18 protein-coding genes are annotated in these 16839 nt (G+C 59.8%); 13 read left to right on the top strand and 5 right to left on the bottom strand.

The genetic code is table 11. The features are described 5' to 3' along the window. The 7 genes from BN2694_RS14890 to BN2694_RS14860 all read left to right on the top strand — a co-directional run. Positions 1 to 1067: ISH6 family transposase (locus BN2694_RS14890; protein WP_135666992.1), on the top strand; the 1067-nt coding region annotated here is incomplete at its 5' end. 83 nt (positions 1068 to 1150) lie between these two features. Then, positions 1151 to 1948, top strand: a complete 798-nt coding sequence (locus BN2694_RS14885) for a DUF5797 family protein (protein ID WP_135666990.1) — start codon at positions 1151 to 1153, stop codon at positions 1946 to 1948. Between the two features lie 406 nt (positions 1949 to 2354). Continuing rightward, on the top strand, positions 2355 to 3281 hold the full coding sequence (locus tag BN2694_RS14880; protein ID WP_135666988.1) for an ADP-ribosylglycohydrolase family protein: 927 nt from the start codon (positions 2355 to 2357) through the stop codon (positions 3279 to 3281). A gap of 6 nt (positions 3282 to 3287) precedes the next feature. Beyond that, a complete protein-coding gene (locus tag BN2694_RS14875; protein ID WP_135666986.1) occupies positions 3288 to 3791 on the top strand; it encodes a metal-dependent hydrolase in 504 nt (167 codons plus the stop codon). Positions 3792 to 3905: 114 nt separating this feature from the next. Further along, complete coding sequence (locus tag BN2694_RS14870; RefSeq protein ID WP_135666983.1) at positions 3906 to 4925, top strand: Cdc6/Cdc18 family protein; 1020 nt, start codon at positions 3906 to 3908, stop codon at positions 4923 to 4925. A 105-nt stretch (positions 4926 to 5030) separates the two neighbouring features. Then, complete coding sequence (locus BN2694_RS14865; RefSeq protein ID WP_135666981.1) at positions 5031 to 5696, top strand: RNA polymerase subunit sigma-70; 666 nt, start codon at positions 5031 to 5033, stop codon at positions 5694 to 5696. Beyond that, positions 5693 to 6388, top strand: a complete 696-nt coding sequence (locus BN2694_RS14860; RefSeq protein WP_135666979.1) for a hypothetical protein — start codon at positions 5693 to 5695, stop codon at positions 6386 to 6388. The genes BN2694_RS14865 and BN2694_RS14860 overlap by 4 nt, the downstream gene beginning before the upstream one ends. 158 nt (positions 6389 to 6546) lie before the next feature. Here the strand turns inward: BN2694_RS14860 and BN2694_RS14855 are convergent, their stop codons facing one another. After that, on the bottom strand, positions 6547 to 7563 hold the full coding sequence (locus tag BN2694_RS14855; protein WP_135666977.1) for a hypothetical protein: 1017 nt from the start codon (positions 7561 to 7563) through the stop codon (positions 6547 to 6549). A 370-nt stretch (positions 7564 to 7933) separates the two neighbouring features. On the opposite strand from BN2694_RS14855, the gene BN2694_RS14850 reads away from it, so the two are divergent. The 3 genes from BN2694_RS14850 to BN2694_RS14840 all read left to right on the top strand — a co-directional run bounded on the left by BN2694_RS14850 (position 7934) and on the right by BN2694_RS14840 (position 11248). After that, positions 7934 to 10684: a UvrD-helicase domain-containing protein gene (locus tag BN2694_RS14850; RefSeq protein WP_135666975.1), complete on the top strand. Its 2751-nt coding sequence runs from the start codon at positions 7934 to 7936 to the stop codon at positions 10682 to 10684. 70 nt (positions 10685 to 10754) lie between these two features. Next, entirely contained in the window at positions 10755 to 10988 is a 234-nt protein-coding gene (locus tag BN2694_RS14845; RefSeq protein ID WP_244605477.1) for an ADP-ribosylglycohydrolase family protein, read from the top strand. Between the two features lie 62 nt (positions 10989 to 11050). Beyond that, positions 11051 to 11248: a heavy-metal-associated domain-containing protein gene (locus BN2694_RS14840; RefSeq protein WP_135666973.1), complete on the top strand. Its 198-nt coding sequence runs from the start codon at positions 11051 to 11053 to the stop codon at positions 11246 to 11248. 59 nt (positions 11249 to 11307) lie between these two features. Here BN2694_RS14840 and BN2694_RS14835 read toward each other — a convergent pair whose 3' ends face one another. After that, positions 11308 to 11529 carry a hypothetical protein gene (locus BN2694_RS14835; RefSeq protein WP_135666971.1) on the bottom strand — a complete coding sequence of 74 codons (222 nt, stop codon included), beginning with the start codon at positions 11527 to 11529 and terminating at the stop codon, positions 11308 to 11310. A 283-nt stretch (positions 11530 to 11812) separates the two neighbouring features. Between BN2694_RS14835 and BN2694_RS14830 the strand changes: the two genes are divergently transcribed. Next, a complete protein-coding gene (locus tag BN2694_RS14830) occupies positions 11813 to 12181 on the top strand; it encodes an SHOCT domain-containing protein (protein ID WP_135666969.1) in 369 nt (122 codons plus the stop codon). Between the two features lie 158 nt (positions 12182 to 12339). Then, the gene (locus BN2694_RS14825; RefSeq protein ID WP_135666967.1) at positions 12340 to 13080 is read left to right on the top strand and encodes a hypothetical protein; all 741 of its coding nucleotides are present in this window, start codon (positions 12340 to 12342) and stop codon (positions 13078 to 13080) included. A 9-nt stretch (positions 13081 to 13089) separates the two neighbouring features. Here BN2694_RS14825 and BN2694_RS14820 read toward each other — a convergent pair whose 3' ends face one another. Together BN2694_RS14820 and BN2694_RS14815 are read right to left on the bottom strand one after the other, a co-directional pair. Further along, complete coding sequence (locus BN2694_RS14820; protein ID WP_135666965.1) at positions 13090 to 14289, bottom strand: cystathionine gamma-synthase; 1200 nt, start codon at positions 14287 to 14289, stop codon at positions 13090 to 13092. Further along, complete coding sequence (locus BN2694_RS14815; RefSeq protein WP_135666963.1) at positions 14286 to 15272, bottom strand: PLP-dependent cysteine synthase family protein; 987 nt, start codon at positions 15270 to 15272, stop codon at positions 14286 to 14288. The genes BN2694_RS14820 and BN2694_RS14815 overlap by 4 nt, the downstream gene beginning before the upstream one ends. A gap of 354 nt (positions 15273 to 15626) precedes the next feature. On the opposite strand from BN2694_RS14815, the gene BN2694_RS14810 reads away from it, so the two are divergent. After that, positions 15627 to 16130: a DUF411 domain-containing protein gene (locus BN2694_RS14810; RefSeq protein ID WP_210408996.1), complete on the top strand. Its 504-nt coding sequence runs from the start codon at positions 15627 to 15629 to the stop codon at positions 16128 to 16130. 26 nt (positions 16131 to 16156) lie between these two features. Here the strand turns inward: BN2694_RS14810 and BN2694_RS14805 are convergent, their stop codons facing one another. Then, positions 16157 to 16816: a hypothetical protein gene (locus BN2694_RS14805; protein WP_135666960.1), complete on the bottom strand. Its 660-nt coding sequence runs from the start codon at positions 16814 to 16816 to the stop codon at positions 16157 to 16159. Positions 16817 to 16839 lie beyond the last annotated feature (23 nt).

The raw sequence follows: 16839 nt of genomic DNA, 5'->3' as shown, positions 1-16839 counted from the left end.
AGGATACCGACGCTGACCACGACGAAGCCAGCTACTTCCGGCACGTTGAAGATGTTCTCAGCTTCGACGGGCAAAACCGCTATCAGCAGGACATAGCCGCCAAGAGTGTCGATCTCGCTACCTCGCTCAGCTATCGTGATGCTGCTGACCACGGCGACGGCATCCTCTCGGAGATGCCGTCGCCGACCACTATCAACCGCCGCGCGAGAAAGTACGGCAGTAAGCTCAAGCAGTTCCTTCCCGACTGTGTCGCTGATACAGACGCTGATGCGGTTATTCCTGACGGCACGAAGTGTCACAGTCAAGACGACGACCGTTCGTACCACTCCGTCCAAGCCACGCTCGGCGAAGATACTGCAGAGGAGTCACGCTCCTTGCTGGATCTTTCGGTGAACGCTGATTGGGACGAGACAGCAGCTGACCTCAATGAGATCGACGCAGTCACTGACGACGCGACAGTCGTCAGTGACGCTGATGACGGCATCGTTACGGCCTTTACCGACGAATACAGCGATCACCAACTCGATCTTGTCCACGTCGGCCGAACGCTGGACTACAACCTCTGGGACGATGGCGTGTTCTCCTTGGATCGACGGAACGAGATCGTCTCGGAGGTGATCGATGAGGTGTTCCATCTGAAAAATTCGGTCGCCAAGCACCGTTCAGACGAGGAGTTCGCGGCGATCCGCGAGCGGATCGCGCGAACGACCGAGCGTATCGAGAAGACAGCGTGGCAGTTGGATCAGTACGGGTCAGAGAAGGCTGCGGGGTATCTACGGCGGTGGCTGCCGTCGATTGTGACGTTTGCCGAGCAGGCTGTCGAGGGGTTCGAGGTGCCGTGGACCTCGAACCCCGTCGAACGGCTGATGGGAGAAGTCAGCAAGCGCTGCAAGAACCAGTGGATGCGCTGGACAACGGAGGGATTAGAGGCGATACTCCAGCTTCGGCTGGTGAAGTACGCCGATCCAGAGTACTACCAGTCGTTCCTTGACGAACTGCTCCAGCGATCGACCAAAACAGCAATGAGCTGTGACCTCTCAATTGAGAGCACCAGAGGCAAACTCTAGATCGCTTTGCGACGCGACCAAATCATTACTTCGTCCACTCTGCAGCGGAGTTCGAGCAGCGACTTGACGACGAATTCGAGTACATGGTCACACCGCTGGTGTTCGATCTCCAGCTGGAACTGGACGGGGATGTCGGTATTGACGCCATCTACGGAAGTCCCAACGCCGATCGATCGGCAGGTAAAATCATGTCCGTCTCAACGTTGTTTCCGTCGCCGACGACCGACGGCGAAACCCGGGGCGGAGTCATATTGTTGCGTCTCGACGGTGCCCCATCCAGGTCAATGGATCTCGTTGCGAGTTGGGAAGAAATCGACGGCACTATCGAATCCGATCGAGTTCAAGTCTCTGCCGATATTGAGTCTCCGGAGTACTTCGAGACAAGTGGCATCAGAAAAGCGGTGTGTCTCGCCCGATATGCCAGTACGCTTCAAGAATGGCTCACCACGGTACGTGGTGAAGACGACTGGACACCGATGAACAGTCCGCGAAACGGGCAGTGGGAACGGGACTCGGAACAACTTCGCGTCCCAGCGCAATTTCGAGAGCAGTTCCGGACAATTCAGACTTACGTCGACGAAACAGCAAGCGCCATCGACAACGAACTTCGGCAGGAAGTCACCCTACTTGAGACACTCATCGAGTATCAGGACTCACAACTCGATCATGATCTATCTGATCAAGCGCTAAACCGTCTCGACGACCTCGTCGAGTTAGCACCGACAACAAACGGTGAACTAGCTGAAGCTTGGGGAGTGAAGACTGGCTCTGAAATCCATGCCTATCTCGAATCCGAACTTGAAGGATATTATCGGCGCGACACAAATCACATGCTTCGACCGACAGACGAAGCCATGGAGCTAGTGCAAATACAACCGTAGGTATTCTTTCATATCCTCTTTGAGAGTATCTTAAAGACGTGAAATTGTGTTTTGACTCCTATACTCGTTCGCGCACAATCGCGTCCAAATCGTTCTTTTCGCTTCCTCAAGAGCCTCGATAGGTACGCTTAGCTTCTCGAATCCCCGATCAGCAAGTCCACATCTCCCGGACTTCTGGATTCGAGTGTTGCAACGCAGCGTCTAACTGATCCTGTTGCCTTCGAATCGCAACCGGATCCGCCTCACCTGCTCGCTGTAATGCAATCGGGCAATGTCGCCCGAGGAAACGCTGACCGAACAAGCGATATCAACCTGTTCGTCGTTATTGAGGACGACCGAAATGCAGCACTGCGTGAGTACGACCCCGTGATCTTTAGGTGAAGAATGGTGATGGTGAGTACCTAGTATGGTTTCGACTGATGCTGCAGAAGGAATCCTTCTCGGGTTAGCCTGTGGTGACGCACTTGGTCGCCCGGTCGAATTCAAGAGCGCTGAACAGATCACATCCCAGCATGGCGAGGTGACGGAGATGTTGGCGGACGGGTCACACGGAAAGCCAGCGGGGACAGTCACGGACGATACCGAGATGGCGCTGTGTATCGCACGGAGTCTCGTCGAGATCGAGTGCTTCGACGGGCAGGATATTGCGGACCGGTTTCTGGAATGGTTCGAATCCGATCCGTTCGACATCGGCCTGATGACGGCCGACGCGCTCAGGGAATACAGCCGGGGAACCGACTGGCGGTCAGTCGGCCAAGAGGTCTGGCAACATCGTGCCGAAGGTTCGAACGCCGGGAACGGGAGTGTCATGCGGTGCGCCCCCTACGCGATCGCCTTCGCCGACGAACCAGAAACGCTACAAAGAGTGAGCAAGCAATCCTCGGCGATCACTCATTATGACCCACGGTGCCGGTACGGGTGCGTAATCCTGAATGCGACGATCGCCGGATATCTCCGCGGTGAGGAGGATCCACTCGCCGACGCACTAGCCAAAGTCGATGGTGACACACCGAACGAACTCGTCGAAACGCTCCGACTAGTGCCAGATCTGATCGACGAGACCGATCTCGAAACGAGTGGCTATGTCGTCCACACACTCCAGACGGCACTCTACGATGCGATGACGGCCGACTCAGCCGAAGAGGCGATAGTATCGGCCGTGAACCGTGGTGGCGATACGGATACCATCGGCGCCGTCGCTGGGGCCGTCGCCGGCGCCCGGTTCGGCAAAGAGGCGCTTCCCGACCGGTGGCTCGAACCGCTCGAGTACCGCGAGGACCTCTCCTTGCTTGCGCGAACGCTCGCGTCGACGGACATCGACGCGTCGGTCTGACGAACCATGCATCGAGAGGGCCACATCGGCGCCGCGTTACTCGCCTACGCACCAGTGGGATTCGTCATCTTCGTCGTGGGCTTCGAGGGAGCCGCAATGGCCGGTGCAGTCGGGGCTGGTCTTCTGGCGATGGTGCCGGATTACGACCAGCGCGTTCCCGGTATCTCCCATCGGGGGCTCACCCACACGGTCTGGTTCGCTGCCCTTGTCGGGATTGGGCTCGGTCTCATTGGTCTCGCGATCGGCTCGAATGACGGCATCCTCGCGGCGATCGGCCTCGGCACGTTCGGGCTGCTGGTCGGGGCGGTCACGATCCTCTCGCACATCGCCGCAGATGCCCTCACGCCGATGGGTGTCGAACCATTTGCGCCCGTCCGTGACGATCACTACTCCTACGATGTCGCCCGAGCGGCGAACCCGATCGCGAACTACGCCTTACTCGTTCTTGGCGTGATCGCGTTGGGACTGGCGCTGGTGGCAGGCAACGCGATCACGAGTGTCCTTCCCTGATTCGGCCGAGAACCACGGTGTCATCGTAGATCGAACCAGTAGCATGGTACTCTTTCTGGAAATTCCGGAATCGCCCCTCCGCCATTTAATATGTCGGCTGATTAACGAACGAATATGCTCAGAGACGCCCGTTTCCTCCGGGAGGAGTTCGTTCCCCGGGAGGTGGTCCACCGCGATCCGGAGATCAATCACCTGTCGAGTGTCCTCCAGCCACTCGCAGACGGTCGTCCCGCCGACACGGCGTTCATCAGTGGCCCCTCGGGGTCCGGCAAGACGTGCATTTCGAAGTACACCGTCGAACGCCTGAAAGAAGAGAATCTCGACGTCGAATCCATCTACGTCAACTGCTGGAACGATCACTCCCGATTTCAGGTGCTCTTCCGGATCCTCGACGAAGTCACGAGCACCGTCGATATCCACCGCCAGTCAACGCCGCGTGACGTGCTGTTCGATCGCCTTCGCGATCACGACGGCCCACCCTGTGTCGTCATCCTCGACGAGGTCGACCAGCTCGCGGACCGGACGGTCCTCTACGAACTGCTTGGCTTGCAGTCGTTCTCGCTCGTCCTGATCGCGAACGACGTCGAGGAACTCCTCGCCGAGGTGGACGAACGCCTGGCGAGTCGGCTTCGCAGTGCCGAGCGCATCCGCTTTCACGCGTACACGACCGACGAACTCGTCGACATCCTCCGCGAGCGGGCCGACCGGGCGCTCACGCACGACGCGATTGCACCGGAGCAACTCGAGGCGATCGCTGACGAGGCCGGCGGGGACGCGCGCGTCGCGATCGCGACGCTCAAACTCGCCGCCCGCCAGGCCGATCGAGACGGTGCCGAGCAGATCACCACCGACCACGTGAAGCAGGCCGTTCCGGACGCCCGCGAGGAACTCCGCCAGAAGAGTCTCGATGCGCTGTCGGACCACCAGCGTGAAATCTACGACATCATCGAAGACCATGGGTCGATTGCGCCCGGTACTCTGTACGAAGAGTACCGCTCTCGCATCGACAATCCGAAATCCGATCGAACCGTCCGGAGCTATCTCAAGAAGATGGTGCGGTACAACCTGATCGCTGCCGAAGGGTCCACCCAGGATCGCCGCTATCGGTGCGTGGCGTCACCGAGTCCGTCGTGACTGCTGTAGCACAGAGCGATACTTGGACAAAACATGAAGGCCAATCACGGCCCGACGATAAGATACATTACTCTTGCACAACTATGTGCAATCATAAGAAGACAGATGTATACTGCATGCGGCGAAAAGGAGCTGAAGACGTTGCTCGCGATCGATCCGGGCGATACGATCGTTGGCGTCTCCCGGAAGATCGACGAGAACCGCGAGACGATCCGGCGGATCGTCGATCGGCTGGAAGCCGAGGGCTACGTCACATACGACGACGGACTCACTGTCGTTGACGATACTGTCCGAGACGCGGGACTGCAGTTGCTCGCGGCCTCGGCAGGCGTCTCACCACCGTCGATTTCCGAGGCGTACGTCCTCCCGCAGTTCGCGGGCATGGACTTCGCGTTCACCGGGATTGACGCGGTGTACGTCTGGACACGCGGCGGCTACCAGGTCGCGCGTGAGCCGGACGATTACCCCCTCTTCATCGCCGTCGAGGAATCCGACCTCGAAGCGTGGGAGCGCTTTTTCGACCTGTTCGATATTCCAGTCTCTCGCGAGCGACAACCGCGTGGGAAGATCGACGGGCCACTCCAGGTCGTCGTCGAACCTCGCGACTTGATCAAGGCAGAGCAGGTCGACGGTCGGCCGGTCATCTCGCTGGACGAGACGGTCGCATTCGCCCGGGAACACTACGCCACGTTCCAGTCGGCCCTGTCCATGCTCGATCGCATGTACGACGAGGTCGATAGCGATGCGGACTACCGAATGGAGCCAGCATGAGCCAGGAAGAACGCAGCGAGGCCCTGATCGAGGTGCTCGAAGACCTCCAGGCGTCGGACATCGAATTCGTGCTCGTCGGCGGGTATGCTGTCAGCCAGTTCGAAACGCGCTTCTCGACTGATCTGGATCTCGTCATCGCCCCCGACGAATACGACGATGTCGTCGCGTTTCTCGAAGCCCATCACTTCGAGCGCCAGGACACCCTCGAAGTCCCGCCAGAGGAGACCATCTACGATCGTGAAATCGAACTGTTCGAGCGCTCAGAAGACCTCGTCCATCCCATCGGCGTCGACGTGCTTGTGAACGGCCTCGGCTGTCGGCAGACCGACGCGGAGTGGTCGTTCGCGTATCTCCGTGACCACAGCACCGAGCGAACGATCTCCGGTGGATCGAAATCGACGACGGCGCGCACCGCGGATGGGGAAATTCTGGTCGCTGCGAAACTCCACAGCGCACGACCGACGGATCTCGCGGACGTGCTGGCTGCCGTTCCGGAGATCGACCTCGATATCGTCGAAACGCACCTCCACCGTGGCAACCCGGACGCCTTGCAGGCGCAACTCGAAGACGCACGGGAGTTCATCGCGGAGGGCGGTCTCGACCACCGCTTCAAGAGTCTCTTCGGCCAGTCTGCGGCGTCGAGTGACGATATCGACGACTTACTGGGCTTTCTCGAAGGGCAACTTCCCTGATGGCGTGCCATAGAAACGTTCCCTATCCAATATCGAGTATCAGAGAGTGGACAATATAGAAGGAAGAAATTCTGATATTTTGATGTCGGAGCGAATTCTGTTAACACTGGCGTGACCGATACAGAGATCGGGTTCTGTTGAGACCGTCATCATATTGATTAGGTCATACTTTTACGTAAGAAACCAAACAAAGACCAAATAAGCAATCCTGATAGGACTGCTGACGCGGCAAGTGTTATTATCTGGCTCCACAGGACAGCACTACTATCAAGGGTCCATGCCGGTGATTCGGGAGACACTATAAGGAACATCAGTGGAATGAATATCCCGACAATTCCTAACATAGCAGCATACCTCAGGAACTCCTTGATATCTGACCGGGGGTTCGAGATGATTTTGGAGCCTATGGCGTTCCCACCTGCAAGTCCGAGATCACGCTCGAACTCCTCGTACATCGTTGCCCAATTGGAGATGTTCTGGCCCGTGGCGATGCTGTCCGGGATCTCGAACCCCACGTGTCGTCGATTGTAGTCCTGCAAATTTCGGTCAATCCATCGTTCTACTGATTCTGTTTCTGAGAAGATGTCTTCAGTGTGGAATCCTCTGCCAGCTTCATCTCCGGTGATCTCCTCATAAAGGGCTTCGGCGGACTCGTTATTTACGTCGAGTATTCCTTTCATAGATCGGACACTGTCCATCAACTCTCCCATCTGCTCAGGCGTCAACAGGTTCTCTGTGAGAGGTGATATTTCATCCAGAAGTCCAATCGTTCGTTTGTTATGAGCCCAAAGGAGAGCCGCCTTTTCGTCTTGTTGTTCACTGGCCCACTCCTGGATTTCTTCTGTAGTAGCGTTCAATCCACTCGAAAGGTATTGGATGCGAGCGGCTGCTTCCTCCATATTCTGTGAGTCATCGACGATTTCTTGAGCATCGATATCCGGCGTGATTTCTCCAGTACTGAACTCCCCCTCTTCGAGGATGGTCGTTGAAATACCACTGAGTACTGGTCGGTACTCGTCTTGGATCTCGATTAGTTGATCGCGGAGCGATTCAGTTTGATGGCGGATTTTTTCAAGTCGGGACGTGTACAGGGCTGCGGCCAACGCAATCGTAAACCCGATAATAGCGGCAGTAGATTGGGCGAGTGTCGAGAAAAACCATTCAGCTACAGACATACTTATTCGTGGTTGTAACCCGGGTAAAAAGTCTCGATACTATGGCAGTGATTTATACTCGCCAAACGACATATATCCCTGTTCTATATTTCTTAGAGAAGGTATCGGCGTTATTCAGTCACATCACGAAATCAGAAGAGTCGAACGTTGACCCAATACGCGCTTTGTATCTTGCACTGCTAGCGGAGTTTATATAGATTGATGGACCTCCCAGTGGGCCACACGCCCATCTACTGAGTATCAGCTTCACTACATCTCATAGAACACAAAATCTTGTGAACAGTTGTGTGATAGGCTCCTCCTGGCGCATATCAATACGGGTCGCCGACGTTCCGGACGTTTATTTGGGATCGTCGAGAGAAATTCTGCTATGGGAATCGACGGGGCAGACAAAATCGAACCGATCGACGAGCCGTCCCTGCCGGTTCGTCTGTTCCGACGGTATGCCCCCGATCCTCTCGTTCGAGTGTGGCTCGGCGATCCAGACGAACGACGCCGTGAATTCGAATCAGCACTTGCGACTCTCGAAGACGAACTCGCCTCGCTGAACGAGGAACAAACAGCACTCCTCAACGGTGAGCATTACTTGACGACGCGAGAACGACGCGACTTTTCCGACAGCCTTCAGCGTGTGATCGACGAGTACGACGAACTTCGATCGACGAGGTGGCCGTTCCCCTACACGGACGAAGACCGCGATCGGTTGGACTCGATCAGATCGGAGCTACAGGGAATCACAGCACGTCTCGACGGATACAACGAATCGTTCGTCAAGGGACAACTGGAGCAGTACGAGAACCTCTTCACGGACATCGACGAGGCAGGCCACGATCTGAATCGCGACCAGCGAAAAGCGGTCGTCCGGAACGACGAGTACAATCAGGTCATCGCCGGTGCGGGGACAGGCAAGACACTCGTCCTCACCCATCGGATCGCCTACCTGATCGAACGAGGTGTCGATCCGGATCGGATTGCCGCCGTGACGCTCACCCGGAACGCCAGAGACGAGATTCAGAAGCGCCTCGAAGAGCGATTCGGCATTACCGAGGTCACCGTGGAGACGATCCACAGTTTCGCGAACGGGATCGCACGCCAGGCGACGGACGGCCATCGGTCGACGATCGATGATCGCGACCGTCGGAACTTCGTCGAGGAACGGATCCGCGACAAGCTCGATGGGGACGACCCCACGTTCGCCCGGCACTATCGCCAGTTTCTGACCCACTACTCGACCGAGACCACGGTCCCCGACGATCACGAATCGCGAGCCGAGTACGTCCGGGCGCGGTCCGAGCGGTCCTACGAGACGCTCGCCGGCGAGACGGTCGCATCGCAGGCCGAGAAGGCCATCGCGGACTTCCTGTTCACGCACGGCGTCGAGTACCAGTACGAGGCGATCGCCGAATGGGCCGAGACGGGCAAGGACAGGGACGTCTACAGCCCGGATTTCTCTCTGCCCGAATACGACATCACCATCGAACACTGGGGGATCGACGAGAACGGTGACGTCGCGCCGTGGTTTGCCTGGACCAGCGAGGAGTACCGCGAGAAACTCATGTGGGCACGCCAGCAGTTCGAGTCGAGTGGCCACACCCTGGTCGAAACCTACGATTTCGAATACTGGGCAGGTACCCTGGAGAAAGCCCTCACCCATCGTCTCGCGAGACGTGGCGTTCGACTGGATCCGATGAGCTTCGAGGACCTCGTCGATCACGCTCTCGACGACCACGAGCGAGAGCAACACCTCGTCGGACTCTTCGCGAAGTTCATCGACAACGCCGGGACCTTCGATACCGATCCCGACGAGATACGCGACGATCTGTCGCGGCACGATCCCCGCAAGTATCACTTCGGCGTCTGTGGGTCCATCCTCCTCGAGGAGTACGAGGACTGGAAGCGGCGGAACGATCTCGTTGACTTCGACGACATGATCTACGACGCCGTCGCGGCCGTTCGCGAGGATCCAGGCCACTTCCAGTCGCAGTTCGAGCACGTCCTCGTCGACGAGTTCCAGGACGTCGCGATCAGTCAGATCAGACTCCTCGACGCGCTGACCGACGGCCCCGACGCACCGCACCTCTTCTGTGTCGGTGACGACTGGCAGAGCATCTACGCGTTCCGTGGCGCTGTCGTCGAGTATTTCGTGGACTTCGAGGAGTACTTCGGACCGGCAGCGATCACGGAACTCCGCGAGACCTATCGCTGCCCGGAGACCGTCCTGGACGCGAGTACGGACCTGATCGCGAACAATCCCACGCAGATCGAGAAGCGCCCCGTGGCCTGCAGCGGCCGGGAGACGACACCACGGCTCCACGTCCTCGACGGGTACGACGAGTGGCAGTATGCGGACCGGGTCGGCGAGTACGCGGCGAATCTCGCCGAGCAGTACCTGAACGAGGACAGTGATCCAGAGGACGTGATGATCCTCTCGCGATACGATAGCGGCGCGCCGTTCGTCGATCAGGTCAAGGAGGCGCTCGAAGCGCGGAGCATTCCCTACGACGGGAAGGGAGATGGGGATCGATATCGGCCCGACGGTGAAACGGCTGGAAGCGAGGCTGGCGTGTCGGTCTTCTCCGCCCACCAGGCGAAAGGGCGCGAGGCGCCACACGTCATTCTCCTTCACGTGGCCCGGGGCGAGGACGGGTTTGCACCCGACGTCCGCAACAACGAACTTTTGAACCCTGTCCGTGACGTCTCGGCGAACACCGAGGCCGAGGAGCGCCGCCTCTTCTACGTCGCCCTGACACGCTCGGAAGCGACGCTCGATCTGCTGACGAAAGCTGGCGAGGAGTCCGCATTTCTCGACGAAATCGACGCGTACCTCGCACGGAGTGAGAGCGTCGTCGATCCCGGTGAGGTCGGCGAGCGAGTGCGCATCACTGCGACGGTGGCCACGCTGTGGGACGACCCGCACGAAAGCCAGGCACAGGCGGGCCTACTCGAGGACGAGAATGGCCGGATCAAGTTCGTCTCGTGGGAACGAACTGACCCGCCAGTCGTGGCGGAGGGAGAGACGTACGTCTTCGACGAGGTCGAAGTCAGTGAGTACAACGGTGATCGGGAGATACACTTCACGGAGTCAATGACGATTCAGAAGCGAGAGCGAGGGGATCAATGATACGACGACGGCGGGATCGGAGTTACCGAGCGGGAGTGGGTTTAACGGACTGGTAATCGTGGGTTCTCGCATGGTTTCGACCGACGCTGCCGAAGGCGTTCTCCTCGGGTTGGCCTGCGGTGACGCACTCGGACGACCGCTCGAATTCACCTCCGGCGACGAGATCGATCGACAGCACGGCACGGTGACGGAGATGCTCGCGGACGGCACGCCCCACAAACGTCCAGAGATCGTTACCGACGATACCGATTCGACGACGTATGGTGCCATGGAACCTGGTTTGCATTCTCATCTATACATCTGATCTGACTTTGGATTCAAAGCAGCAAATCACAAAGCAGAGACACCCCTAGGTTCGTGACGGGTATGACGCAGACGATCACTGTTGAAGGGATGACCTGCGACCATTGTGAGCAAACCGTCGAGGAGGCGCTCGAAGCACTCGATGGCGTCGCCTCAGCAACGGCCGATCGCGACGACGAGTCAGCAACGATCGAAGGGGCTGCCGACCCGGAGGCACTGGTCAGTGCCGTCGAAGACGCCGGCTACGAGGCGTCGGCCTGAATCATCCCCAGGTTCGCTTCGCCACGTCACCACTCGTATCGTCCGTCTGCTATCCGAGATCAGCAACAGCCCTCCTCGTCGGGACGCCACTCACAGCTGTCGCCGATTGTGAGGTCGTTGTCGTCGATGAACGCCGACAGACAGGCATAGTTGCAGAAGTAGGTTGGCGAGCCACAATCGGCGTTGCAGTCTCGAACACAGATCGGATCGTGATCGAAAATCCGGGACTGACAGTAGGCACACTGCTGGGTCGGGTCGGGCATGTCGATCGTCGTCGACATACTCATACTACGGCGATTCCCGAAGAAAAGGGTTCGTGGTGATCCGCGACCGTCGTCTGTCTGACTCCACCGAAGCCAGTATGGTATCGCTCCGGGAGCTCGTGGCCAGGTCGTCGGTCGTTCGACCCTCCTTCAGGTATCGCTGAGTCCACACGAACGAATGTCGACCCGCCTACCGCCTTCGAATCACAACTCGACCGCCACTCGGAACCACAGTATCCAAAGAACAATAGCAATGAACACGCCACCCGTATGAATGGATACCTCGATAGACCGCTCACACATGACTCACACAACGTCGGATCGACGACTCGCAACGCTCGCCGTGCTTGCCATCGGAGCCCTCCTCGTCCTGCCGGGGCTCGGCATGGGCGTCGGCATGATGGGAATGGGGCCGATGACCGGCGGAATGTGGGGACACATGGGCGACGTGACAGCCGTCGGCGGGTGGACCGTTCTCCTCGGTGTCGGGATGCAACTGCTCTTCCTCGCCGTCCTCGTCGGCGGTGGCTATCTCGCCTACCGAGCGCTGGGTGATGGCACTACCAGCACCGACCCCGCGCTCGAAGAACTCCGTGCGGCGTATGCCCGCGGAGATATCGATGACGAGGAATACGAGCGACGGCGCTCCGTTCTCGAACGCGACCGGTAGCGCGATCGATAGTCGTCTCTCACGCGACCGAGCGATCCCGTCCTCTCAGTGGGGGGAATCAATTGTGTTCACGACATTTCGGCTGCGATCGAATATTACCAGCCCCCTGATATCGTCTTAATAAAGCCTATTTCAGCGGGTGTATGGCCTCAGTACACATGGTATTCGACGGTGCATTGCCGGTGTATATCGGTGCCGTCGCACTGGGATTTGTCCACGGTATCGAACCCGGCCACGGCTGGCCAGTCGCCGCCGGGTATGCCCTCGATCAGTCGAACAAGTGGGTGTATGGACTCGCATCGAGTCTGCTGATCGGCATCGGGCATCTCGTGAGCAGTCTGGCGATGGTCGGTGTGTTCTTCTACGCGAAATCGTACTTCAACCTCGCCCAAGTGAACGAACCGCTCTCGGTGGCTGGTGTACAGATCGGCGGACCGGTCAGTATCGTTGCCGGCGTCCTCTTGCTCGGACTCGGTATCCGAGAATACAGACACGGTCACACTCACACCCACGGAAGTGGCCACTCACACGGCGACGACGAGCACGTCCACCACGACAGCGGAGACGATGTTTCTCACGATCACGGCGACCACGGACACGGCCATCAGGCGGCTGACCGGGGCCTACTCGGTATCGCCTGGTTCGCGTTCGTACTCGGCTTCGCCCACGAGGAAGAGTTCGAAATCATCGCCCTCTGTACTGGCTCCACCTACTGTCTCGAACTCATGAGCGTCTATGCGCTCACTGTCATCGTCGGTATCGTCGGGCTGACGATGGTGTTGATCGCCGGGTATCACCACTTCGAGGAGCGAGTCGAGCAATACACGCCGTATCTCCCGCTGTTCTCGGCTGCTGTCCTCGGGATCATGGGGATTGGTTTCATTTCGGGCTTGTTCTAGAGGATGACCTCATCCTCCGATGCCGGCTTCGATCGCCCGCTGTAAGTCAGTCCGGAGGTCGTCTATCCCTTCCAGGCCGACGCTGAGGCGAACGAGGCCGTCAGTAATCCCCGTTTCGCGACGCTCTGCAGCCGGGACGGCCGCGTGGGTCATCGTCGCCGGGTGTTCGATCAGACTCTCGACGCCGCCGAGACTCTCGGCCAGCGTGAACACCTCGGTCTCCGAAACGACCGTTCGGACCGCCTCCAGGGTGGCGTCGAACTCGACGCTGAGCATGCCCCCGAAGTCGTCCATCTGCGCGGCGGCGATGTCGTGGCCGGGATGGGAATCGAGACCGGGATAGTGGACGCCTTCGACGGCCGGATGGTCGTCCAACCAGGCTGCCAGCCGTCGAGCGTTCTCGCTGTGGCGATCCATCCGGACAGGCAGCGTTTTCGTCCCCCGGAGGACGAGGAAACACGCGAACGGATCGGGCGTCGCGCCGACGCTGTTCTGGGAGAACCCGAGTCGCTCGTCGAGGTCGGGGTCGTCGGTGACGAGCGCGCCGCCGACCACGTCCGAGTGACCGCCGAGGTATTTCGTCAGCGAGTGAGCGACGATGTCGGCGCCGTGTGCCAGCGGGCGCTGGAGATACGGCGTCGCGAACGTGTTGTCGACCGCAAGTAGCGCGTCGCCGTCGTGTGCCACGTCCGCCACCGCCTCGATGTCGACGATCTGCATGAGCGGGTTCGTCGGCGTCTCGATCCAGACCAGTTCCGTCGCCGACGTCATGGCCGCTTCGACTGCTTTGAGATCGGTCGCGTCGACGAACGAGAACTCGAGGTCGTAGTCCTCGTACACCTGCGTGAACAGCCGGTGGGTGCCGCCGTAGACGTCCCGGCCGACCACGACGTGATCGCCGGACTCGAGCAGGTTCAGGACGGTGTTGATCGCGGCCATTCCGCTGGCGAACGCTCGGCCGTACTCGCCGCCTTCGAGGCTCGCCAGATTGTCCTCCAGTGCCGTCCGCGTGGGGTTGCCCGTCCGGGAGTACTCATAGCCGCGATCCTCGCCCGGGGCGTCCTGGGCGAACGTCGAGGAGGCGTAGACCGGCGGCATGATCGCCCCCGTCTCCGGGTCGGGGTCCCACCCGGCGTGGATCGCTCGCGTCGCGAAGTCGTCGACGGATGCCCCGTCTTCGTTCACCCGCTCGAACTCGTCGTCGGTCATGCTTTGCCTTCCCACTCCTCAAAGGAGCCATAGATGTTCTTCGAAAGGTAGCGTTCGCCCCCGTCGGGGAACACCGTCACGACGGTATCGTACGGCGCGTCGCGTTCGCCCGTTGCGATCTCCTCGGCGACGTTCCGGGCCGCCACGCTGGCAGCGCCCGAACTCGACCCGACGAGGTGCCCTTCCTCTCGTGCGAGTCGCTGCACTTCGGCGTGAGCGTCCCGGTCGCCGACCCTCAGAAACTCGTCGATTTCGTCGGGGTCGAGCAGGTCGGTCACGTCCGGGTCGTGCGTGCCGATCCCCTCGATCTTGTAGGGACCTTCCTCCCGCTCGGCACCGAGCAGAGAGCCGAACGTCGAGCCTTCGGGTTCGACGGCGACGACCCGTACGTCGGGTACTCTCTCACGGACCGCGCGGGTGATCCCCGTTAGCGTCCCACCTGAACCGACACCGACGACGATAGCGCCGACTTCGCCGTCGAGGGCGTCGAGTATCTCCGGACCGGTCGTCTCGTAGTGTGCGTCGACGTTCAGTGGCGTCGCGAACTGCTGGGGGACGACGGCGTTTTCCCGTTCCGCAGCGATCTCGTGGGCCCGATCGGCAGCCGCTGCCATCCCGCCGTCACTGGAGATGTGCACGATCTCGGCACCGAGTGCCGCCATCAGCCGTTCCTTCTCCACGCTGAACCCCTCCGGGACGACGAAGACGGCATCGAGGTCCAGCCTGGTCGCGGCGATCGCCATGCCGATCCCCGTGTTGCCGGCAGTCGGTTCGACGATCGTCCCGCCGGGATCGATCTCGCCGCGATCGAGCAACGTCTCGAAAATGTGCTTGCCGATGCGATCCTTGACGCTGCCGCCAGGGTTGAACGTCTCCACCTTGGTGTAGACCGGCACCGCGTCTGGCGATGCGTCGAGTTCGATCAGGGGCGTCTGGCCGATCGCTTCGAGGACCGATGCTTTCGATGTTTCGTGTGTTGTCATGTATGGGTTGTGTGACTGCGCAGTCGCTCCGCGATACTTTCCGAACGGCGAAGAGACGAGTCAACAACAGCGACAACAGGGCCGCCGACGCGAAACGAGTGCAGGAGAATACCCGGACTGCCGATCACGCTGTCTGGCGCGGGACCACCGACCGAGCGTCGGCCGGCCACTCGCCCGAGAGGCCATCCGTCGGCCTCTGTCGGATCGATACATAACTCCATGTACTATTTGCCGCTTTATGTCGATTGCCCTTTCGAGAACCGGGGTTGAGACACACGCTTTCTTTGGGTTCTTGTTCTCAATCTGTGAGGATCGGCGGGACATCTTATATGGGCCACTGGCAACGCGGACGTGATGACACCACAGCTGACGCGGCGTCGATTTCTTGCGACGAGCGGTGCGGTGCTGACGGTGGGGACAACCGGTTGTCTGGGGTCACCGAGCGGTGGCAACACCGGTGAGATGTCTCTCGACGAACCGCTCTCGGTGAGTGAGGCGCAGCAGTACAACTCACCCAGTTGCAGCTGTTGTGAGCAGTACGCCTCGTATCTCCGGGACAACGTCTCGGGGAGCGTGACCGATACCGTTCCCGACGACATTACTACAGTCAAACGCGAGCGCGGCGTCCCCGAAGCGCTGGAGAGTTGTCACACGACCATCGTCGGGGACTACGTCGTCGAGGGGCACGTTCCTGCGCCAGCCATCGCCACGCTCCTCGATGAATCACCCTCGATCGACGGGATTGCACTCCCTGGGATGCCCGCCGGATCGCCCGGAATGGGCGGCGAGAAAACCGAGCCGTTCGTCGTACGGAAGTTTACTGACGGCGACGCGGGAGGCACGTTTACTGAAATCTGAGCGGGCGGGCGGTGTTTTCGTGAGCCTCAGTCGTCGACGGTCCGAACTGCAAACAGCGAGTCGTCGGTGAGGACCTGTTGTACGCGGCCGTGCCAGGCCTCCGCGAATGCTGCCCGCTGGTCCTCACTCGCCGATCCGTCGAGGATCCGCCGCAGGTTCCCCATGGCCGGGCCGCCATCCGGCACTTCGCTGACGTGGTAGGTGACCTCGACGGTTTCGCCCGTGTCTGTCCGCCGAAATCGGAACGTTGGATCGGCCGTCTCTGGATCGAAGGCGTCGAAGACCAGCAGGTTGCGCCGGTCGCCGACGCCGTCGCCGAGGCCGCCAAAGCCGTCCGCTTCCGTCGCGCCCGTAACGTACGAGATGATCCGGCTCATCACGCCGTAGGTGGCGTCGTCTCGTGGTCCGGGAGCGAGGACTTCGATATCGCTTCGGACGGGCAGGTCATCAGGATAGAGCGCGTCGAGACCGAGTTGCGTGATCCGGTAGGCTCCGGAGGCGGTCGGACAGGAGTGGCCCGCTTCCTGGACGACGTCGCGATAGGTGATCACGAACGGGTCGCCCGGTTCGAGGACGCCCAGCGCTTCGGCGACGGGGTCGCGAATGCGGATCGGTTCGACGTCGTATTCGACGGCCCAGTTCGTCTCGGTGCTGTGTGATTCGGTCGTGGTCGAGTTCGGAGTCATTGGTGAATGTGTGGAGTCACAAG

The sequence above is a fragment of the Halorhabdus rudnickae genome, from assembly GCF_900880625.1.
GTDB lineage: Archaea > Halobacteriota > Halobacteria > Halobacteriales > Haloarculaceae > Halorhabdus > Halorhabdus rudnickae.
This window is presented reverse-complemented; position numbering and strand designations above follow the sequence as displayed.